Consider the following 7,721-nt stretch of genomic DNA (forward strand, 5'->3'; position numbering starts at 1 on the left):
GGCGTGGCCAGGAGTTCGTTCCAGCGCACCTGGCCGTCCATCTCCGCTGCCGAGAACGCGTTGTCCGCCGCCTGCCATCCCGAGAACGCCACGACGGTGGTCTGGCGCTGCGGGTGGTACCACACCCCAGTCATGACGGCGTCCGCGCCCAGGTGCGAACGCCTGGAGACGTACCCTGCCTGGCTCAGCATGGTCCCCAGGGCCTGCATGCGCTGCTCGCACTCGGCGAGCTTCAGCCCCGTTGCGGACATGGCGGTCAACTGGTTACCGAGGGTCTCAGCGGGGGCAGCCTGTCTCCCCAGCGCCCCGGGTGCGCCCAGCAGCCCCAGGGTGAGTAGCGCGACGGACAGGCGGCGGGCCAACGGGTGGACTGTAGGCATGATGCGTTCTCCTGTGCAGGGCAGACCTGCCGCCGCGCCTCTCGTTCCAGACGGAACCAGGGACGGCGTGAAGAGAGACGGGTGAACGATGCCGCAGACCTGGGGAGCCGGGTGCCCGGCTCCTGCCTGATCTCAGCGCTGGGCTGATGTCCCCAGGGTGCGCGTTTCCAGTTCAAAACACATCGGGAGAAGTAAGTACGGCGCGGGCAGGTGACCCTGGCAGAATGATGTAGACCCCCCCCCATTCGGAAGCGGGATGTCGCAAGGAAAAAGCCAGCAGACATCTGGCTACAGCAGGCTCTTTCTGTGCCTTGACGCTGGCGTGTTCAGCCCTGAGGCCAGATGGGGATCTTTACGGGGAGTCCGACCTGGATTCTGCTCCTGCAGCCAGTCCATGCTCCATGGCCCAGCGGGTCAGTTCCACGCGGTTGTGCAGGCCCAACTTGCCCAGCAGGTTCGCTACATGTTTGCTGGCGGTGCCGGGGCTGATGTTCAGCCGTTGCGCGACCTTGCGATCCGGATGGCCCTGGGTGACCAGGGTTAGTACCTCCAGTTCGCGGGGCGTCAATTCAGGATGGGTGGCCGTCGAGATCGGCGCCAGGGCCAGCCGATCAGCCAGTTCCACGATGTCCGGGATTTGGAGCTGGGTGCCGGTGGTCCAGGCCTGCTGGAAGCCGGCCTCGCCCAGCTCTTCGCGGGCACGGACAAAGTTCAGCCGCATGCGTCGATCCGGCGCGCCCTGTGAGCGTTCCCCGACGGGATCGTTCACGAAGGCCGTGAACTGCACCAGGATGGCCCAGTCGCGTTGCTCGGCCGCCAGGAAGATTAGGCCCCAGCGCAGGACATCGTTGACCATGCCCCACAGGCCCTTGTCCACCGCCTCGCGCAGGCTGGCCAGCAGCACCGTTTGGGCTTCAGGCAACCGGTGGAGAGACACCAGCAGGTGACCCACCAGCGCACCGTAACTATGGGAGCTGGCCTGACCCCCGACTTCCATGAAGTGCTGGCGGGCCAATTGGACGGACTCCAGCGCTTGCGCATACTGTTCCAGCTCCAGCAAATCATGGCACGCTGCCAGGCAGACATTGACCTGGAGCATCTGCTGCTCGCGGGTCGGGATGTTGTCACCCACCCGCTCACGCAGCTCGCGGATGGTCCGTTGTGTGATCTCCCAGGCCCGTTTCCCCTGGCCGGCGTCACGCACCGCCGCTGCCAGTTGGAGGCTGGCTCTGGCCTCCCCCTCCACGTCGCCCAGCTCCCGGTACAGCGCCATGATCTCACCGAGCCGCACCTCGCAGACCTGAAACTGCCCTGCGTAGTCCAGGCTGTGCGCGCTGGTTTCCAGCGCCCTGAGCAGGGTGCCCCGGTCCTCTGGCGGGGGCAGGGCCAGCACCCGGTCCACCAGCGGCGCCTCCTGCACGTGTAATCCGAGGGCAGCCCATAGTCCACCGACCGCCCCCAGGAAGCGGTAGGCCAGATCCGAGCGCCGCCGCTCCACCGTCCAGATCAGACCGGCCCGAATATTCGGGTAATGCGGCAGATCCGACTCAAAGCTGTTTAGCCCTTCACGCTGCAATCGGCGCTGATACTCCTCGGCCAGGTTCAGAAAGTGCCGCGCGTGTCGCTCGCACCACACGGCCTCTTGCGGGTGACCCTCCAGGTGTTCCAGGGCCAGTTCCTTTAAGGGTTGAAGCATCTTCCACAGCGTGTCTGGCATGTCCAGCCGCTGCAGCAGGCTCTGTTCCAGCAGCACTTCGGCCCGCTCCAGCACTTCAGACGATCCCCAGACCTCGGCCAGCGCCTGTGGGGTAAACGGACCTGCGAACACCGCGCAGCATTCGAACACCGCCCGGTCTGTGTCGTCCAGCAGGTCATAGCTCCACTGCACGGTGGCCCGCAGGGACTGCAGCCGTTCGGGCCGGTCCCGGAAGTCGGCTTTGAGCACATCCAGGGGATGATCCAGCTGGGTCAGCAGGTCTCCCAGCGCGTAGCTGCGGGTGCGCATGGCCGCCAGTTCCAGGGCCAGCGGCATGCCCTCCAGCACCTCGCACAGCCGCGTGACCTGGACGGCGTTGGTTTCGCTCAGCACGAAGGTGGGATTCAGGGCGTGGACGCGGGCGACGAACAGCTGCACCGCGCCGCTTGCAGCGGCGCTCTGGGCACTGCGGGGCAGGGCCAGCGGCGAGACCGGGTACTCGGTCTCGTCGTGCAGCCGCAGCGCCGCCCGGCTGGTCACCACCAGTTGCAGAGCATTGGTACAGGCCAGCACATCAGCCAGTGCTGGGGCAGCGGGCAACAGCTGCTCGAAGTTGTCCAGAATCAGCAGGGTGGGGCGGCGGGCCGCGAAGTCCTGAAGCTGCCGTAGTGGTATGCCCCTGAGGTCACTGTCGGGCAAAGACGCCGCAATGAGGCCCATCACCTGCTCCGGTTCGCGCACGGCGCTGAGATCAACGAACTGCACGTGATCGAACTGGGGCGCACTCTGTTGCCGCAACGCGTGGGCCAGGTGCAGGACCAGGGCGGTCTTGCCGATCCCACCGGGACCGCGCAGCGTGAGCAGCCGCACTCCACCCTGGAGCAGCTTGAGCAATTGGCGCAGGTCATGCTCGCGGCCATACAGCGGGGCGAGCGCACCCGGCGGTGACCCCGGCAGGTGGTTCATAGATCAGTGTAGACCCCGGTGGCAGGCTGTTGTGGCTGGACTGGACCGGGCGACTGGGAAGCCAGTGCCGACGTCGAGAACTGCTGCAGCGGGCGCAGCCGTGCTCCCACAGGCTGACTCCGGGGCCGCTCCCGCACATCACCGGTCATGTCAGGAGTCATGCTCCGGGCATGGGGCGGCAGAACTTGCCGCCCCACACTTGTCTTGCACCGTGCTTCCACGAGCGCATCGTGTGGTGTGGCACAGGCACTGCTGGATTACGGCATGAGGCATGGACGTGACGCGGTACCCGACCTCCATCAAGCTCGCTCCCAAAAAAATTGTCTCCCCTCTCAGGAATCGCCATCAGCCTGTGCGGATCGTTGCATTATCGCCCGTTTTCACACGACTGTTGAACACTCCGATTCCCACATGGACGCGCCTTTCCGTCAAGCCTCAGCCTTTCCCTTCAAGCACCCTCACTGGCGCGCTTCACCTGGTCTCGCCAGATCTGTTCAGGTCACCCACCCACTGCCGGACCTGCGCCGTCACCCCCTCAGCATCGGTGTCTGTCATGCCGTGCGGAGCGGCGGCCAACTCCACCACCTGAACATGGGGCCGGTGACAACTCACCCGGCGCAACGCACTCACAGGCACCACTGGATCGCGAGCGCCGCCGAGGAACAGCACCGGGCGCGCGACAAGCGCCAGGTCCGGGAGCGCGCTCTGGTGCTCAATCGCGCGGGCAAGCTGGTAGCAGCGCCAGATCCCGGCCCGGAGATACGCACTCAGGCAAAGCGGCCAGAAGCCCAGTCGTTCCCGGGGGATGTCCCGCAGCAACCGCCACACTTGCTTGAGCAGGCTGGGATTCTCGGGAAGACCCGTCGGTGCCACCGCGATCAATGGTCCGGTGAGCTGGGGATAACGCACGGCAAGCTGGAGGACCACCTCCCCCCCAAGCGAGTGGCCCAGGAGGACCGGACGCCTGATCTGCTGCGTCTCCAACCACAGGGCAAGGTGATCGGTGAGCTGCTCCACGCTCACCGCATCGTTCCAGCGCCCCTGAGAGAGACCCTGGCCTGGCGGGTCATAGAGCCAGACGGTGTAATGCTGGGCCAGCAGGTGGGCCAGTCGGAGGTACATCCACGAAGCGCAGCCCAGTCCTGGAACGATCACGGCCGTGACCGGGTGACCGCGCCCGTACACCCGGGCGTGGGTGCGCAGACCACGCACCTCGCAGTACACCGCCTGGCCCTTTGGTCCTGCCTGAGTACGCTTAGCCACGCAGCGGCCCCTGCCCGACTTCAGGCGGAGCGAGCTTCTGGATACCAGAGCTGCAAGCAGGGATCTTTGTACCCAAAGACCCTGTACCCCCAGATTCTTTCAAGCTGGAAGACTCTGCCGGGCAGCTTCTGGACCCTTCATTCGATCACGATTTTCGTGGGATCGAAATCTATCTCAGGAAACTGCGGGTTCATGTCGTTCAGGGTCTCCAGCAGGATCTGCGTGATCAGGTCATTTCTGAACCACTTGTGATCGGCGGGAATGATGTACCAGGGGGCCGTGGGCGTACTGGTGGCGCTGAGCGTGTCCTCGTAGGCCTTGGTGTAATCGTCCCAGAGGGCACGTTCACTCAGGTCATTTTCACTGAACTTCCACTGCTTTCTTGGTTTGTCCAGCCGGTCCTGGAAGCGGCGCTTCTGCTCGTCCTTGCTGATGGTCAGGTGGAACTTCAGAATCCGGGTGCCACGGTTTTGCAGGGAGACCTCAAAGGCACGAATCTCGTCGTACCGGCGTTGGATCTCCTGTTTGTCCACTTCACCGTGGACCCGTGTGACCAGCACATCCTCATAGTACGAACGGTTAAAAACCCCGATCATTCCAGCCGCTGGCGTATGCGCGTGAACCCGCCAGAGAAAGTCATGGCTCAGCTCCAGAGGAGTGGGTTCTTTGAACGCGGTGACATTGACGCCCTGTGGGTTCAGTCCAGTGAACACGTGCTTGATCGTTCCGTCCTTGCCGCCAGCGTCGCGGGTCTGCAACACGACGAGCAGACTCTGCTGTTCCTCGGCGTACAGCCGCTCCTGAAGCTTGACCAACTGAAGCTTCAACTGGGGTCTGCGGACTTTGACCTCCTCTTTGCTGACGCCCTTGGTGCCGTCGGTGGTGTAGTCCTTGAGACTTAACTTCTTTCCTTCACGAACCTGATAGGCCTCAATCTTCATCGGCGCAGGGTAACACCAGCACTGATCGGGCTTTCTAGCGGAGAAGTTCATCAACCCACAGCGCTGGCAGCCAGGAGCGTCCAGATGCGGTTGTGGCGATCACTGCGCCTGCCACTACCACCTGGATTTTTGGCCCGTGCTCAAGAGCGCAGGGCTGGCCTTCAACGGTATTCATCCACCAGGCCAGGGGCGAGCACTTCTTTCCAGGTCAGGTCTCCAGGTCCTTCAGGGCCGCTGGCGTGAAATACCGGACTGCTCCCGGCAGGACCCTGGCCTTCAGGACCTCAACGTCTCCTTCCAGGGTCTCCCCGTCGTACTGCGCTGGTAAAGCCTGACTGGCCTGCACACTGACCTCTGTGGCCTCAAAGGTTTCCAAGCTGTTGCCGAGGTCATCGTTCCCCAGATTCAGTTTGGCCCGGAGACTGCCCAGCAGTGTCGGCAGCAGACTCACGATGCTGTTGCCTTTCAGCACGATGACCGTCAGCTTTCCGTCCACCGGACTGACATCACCGGTGATCGGCACCCGGTAATTGGCCATTCCGAAATTGGCAATCATCACGCCCATCCCATCGACTTCAACGTCTTTGCCGTCCAGTGTCAGCTTGAAATGGGTCTGCTTCGGGTGGAGCTGCTTGAGCGCGCTCGCCACGTAGGCTGCCACCCCCAGACGGTCTTTGGTGTGTTCACTGTCACGGATCATGGCCGCATCAAGCCCGATTCCAGCCAGCATGGCAAAGCCATGCACCTCGCCGTTCACCTCCAACTCAGCCAGGTCCAGCGTCCTGGTCTGGCCGGACAGGAACAGATCGGCCAACTCGCGCGGGTCCGTGGGCAGATCAAGGTTCTGTGCAATCAGGTTCGCCGTTCCTGCTGGGTACGGCAGATAAGCCTTCTGGGAGGTGCGGGCCGCGTAGGCCAGGCTGCTGACCGTTCCGTCACCGCCCGCGCCAATCAGGGCGTCGAAAGCTTCCAGACCTTTGACGTTATCTTCTGGCGTGCTCTCTGGTGTGGTCTCACGGACCTCGACGCGCACCTGGGCGTCTCTGAGGTACTGGGTGAACTCTTCGATGCCGCTTTCTCCCTGACCGCTCTTGGGATTGACGATGATCAGCGCGCTCTTAAAAGGGGTAGAAGGTTCCAGGGTCATGTGGACCAGTACAGCACGGGATTTTGGCACGCCCCTTGGGCAACAGTTGAGGTCCAGGGCTACCCTCATGGCAGTCTTAAATCGGAGAAGCAGCGGCAGCCTCAATTTCAACCTTTCGCGGATCAGCTCAATGCCTGGTGGGTCACGAGCGCCAGGAGCAAAGCAAGGGGCGGACGCTGGCAGGAGATCAGGAGCACGACGCCAGTGAGATGCAGGCAGCACGGGCGAGCGCGTCGCCCTGACCTGGGCAAAGAGAGTTCAACGCTGAAAGCTTTCAAATGATCACCAAAATCTGATTTGATTTTTCATCCGATTTATAAAGCAAAATGAACGTTTCGGCGTTTCTCAACCTCCATATTGAGAACCATGGTTCTGACGTTCATCCATGATTTAACTGACCGTCTGGCGTGCGATTTTATAAATAAAAGTTATAACAAAGCACACAATTTGAGCCACGCCTGCGTTTAACTTTCCACCACACGCACCAGACAGACCGGTTGATCTGCATGAGCAGGCCGCCCCATGATCGAAGTGCGAGCGGTAGAAGGTGGTCCCCTATGAAGAAAGCGCTGCTCTTATCCATGCTCCTGTCCGTCACCCCTGTCGCTCTGGCACAGGACACCTCCACGAGCACCACCACAGACACCACCACCACCACGCCCCTTGATCCCAATGGGGACGGCGTCGTCGACACCAACAACAATGGCCGCGCCGATACCCGCGAGTTCCCCTGGGGGCTGCTGGGCTTGCTGGGTCTGGCCGGGTTGGCGGGCCTCAATCGCCGTACAGTCACGGCCACGCCAGTCCATGTGGATACCAACCGCGTCTAATCTCTGAGATGCTGAAGCGCTCGCCCTGAATGAATTCAGGGCGAGCGCTCTGGGTGTGGTCTGCCAGTGGGCCACCCTGCAAGACGCCAGTCCTGTCAACCTCCATCCGTATCGCGTTGCGTTTTGACGCCTTCACACATTTTTCAACTGCTTTGCGCCGCTTCCATTTAGGTTCGGATTTTCAGTACCGGACAACTTGAGTTCAGGCGGTGCTGAGCGCAGGAAAAGGGTGACTCAGGAGGCCAAAGTAGGCTTCGGCCTGTGGGCGATCCCATCTCAGCGCTCTCGCCAGATATTGCCAGCCATACTGGTACACGCTTGTTGCGCGGCGACCATGAGCCTTGATCAGAATCGGTTTGCACGCGTTCATCCAGACGCCCACCCTCAAACAGCACACCCAGGCCAGCGTGACCAGTCCAAATAACCGCTCCAGTCGGTCAGCGTGGGTCACCGCTGACCGTTCCAGGTCGAAGCCCCGCGACTTCATGCTGCTGAACG

6 protein-coding genes and 1 pseudogene are annotated in these 7,721 nt (G+C 62.4%); 1 reads left to right on the forward strand and 6 read right to left on the reverse strand.

Annotation, left to right across the window (positions count from 1 at the left end; all coding sequences use genetic code 11):
* The 5 genes from Q319_RS25040 to Q319_RS0121790 all read right to left on the reverse strand — a co-directional run.
* On the reverse strand, positions 1-380 hold a 380-nt coding region (locus Q319_RS25040), incomplete at its 3' end, for a hypothetical protein (protein ID WP_029484489.1).
* Positions 381-732: 352 nt separating this feature from the next.
* Positions 733-3,042: an ATP-binding protein gene (locus Q319_RS0121775; RefSeq protein ID WP_029484517.1), complete on the reverse strand. Its 2,310-nt coding sequence runs from the start codon at positions 3,040-3,042 to the stop codon at positions 733-735.
* A gap of 471 nt (positions 3,043-3,513) precedes the next feature.
* Positions 3,514-4,305 (reverse strand): alpha/beta fold hydrolase, encoded by a 792-nt coding sequence (locus tag Q319_RS25895; RefSeq protein ID WP_245619439.1) that lies wholly within the window; start codon positions 4,303-4,305, stop codon positions 3,514-3,516.
* 137 nt (positions 4,306-4,442) lie between these two features.
* Entirely contained in the window at positions 4,443-5,246 is an 804-nt protein-coding gene (locus Q319_RS0121785) for a polyphosphate kinase 2 family protein (protein WP_029484519.1), read from the reverse strand.
* A gap of 208 nt (positions 5,247-5,454) precedes the next feature.
* Positions 5,455-6,393 carry a diacylglycerol/lipid kinase family protein gene (locus Q319_RS0121790; RefSeq protein ID WP_029484520.1) on the reverse strand — a complete coding sequence of 313 codons (939 nt, stop codon included), beginning with the start codon at positions 6,391-6,393 and terminating at the stop codon, positions 5,455-5,457.
* 557 nt (positions 6,394-6,950) lie between these two features.
* On the opposite strand from Q319_RS0121790, the gene Q319_RS0121795 reads away from it, so the two are divergent.
* Positions 6,951-7,223 (forward strand): WGxxGxxG family protein, encoded by a 273-nt coding sequence (locus Q319_RS0121795; protein WP_051655667.1) that lies wholly within the window; start codon positions 6,951-6,953, stop codon positions 7,221-7,223.
* Between the two features lie 202 nt (positions 7,224-7,425).
* Here the strand turns inward: Q319_RS0121795 and Q319_RS0121800 are convergent.
* Positions 7,426-7,721: pseudogene (locus tag Q319_RS0121800) on the reverse strand (IS4 family transposase); the annotation flags it as partial.

Origin of the sequence: Deinococcus marmoris DSM 12784 (assembly GCF_000701405.1) — a bacterium.
Lineage (GTDB): Bacteria > Deinococcota > Deinococci > Deinococcales > Deinococcaceae > Deinococcus > Deinococcus marmoris.

Coding starts and splice junctions, on each gene's coding strand:
- Q319_RS0121775 (WP_029484517.1), bottom strand. CDS start 3,042: ATGAACCACCTGCCGGGGTCACCGCCGGGTGCGCTCGCCCCGCTGTAT.
- Q319_RS0121785 (WP_029484519.1), bottom strand. CDS start 5,246: ATGAAGATTGAGGCCTATCAGGTTCGTGAAGGAAAGAAGTTAAGTCTC.
- Q319_RS0121790 (WP_029484520.1), bottom strand. CDS start 6,393: ATGACCCTGGAACCTTCTACCCCTTTTAAGAGCGCGCTGATCATCGTC.
- Q319_RS0121795 (WP_051655667.1), top strand. CDS start 6,951: ATGAAGAAAGCGCTGCTCTTATCCATGCTCCTGTCCGTCACCCCTGTC.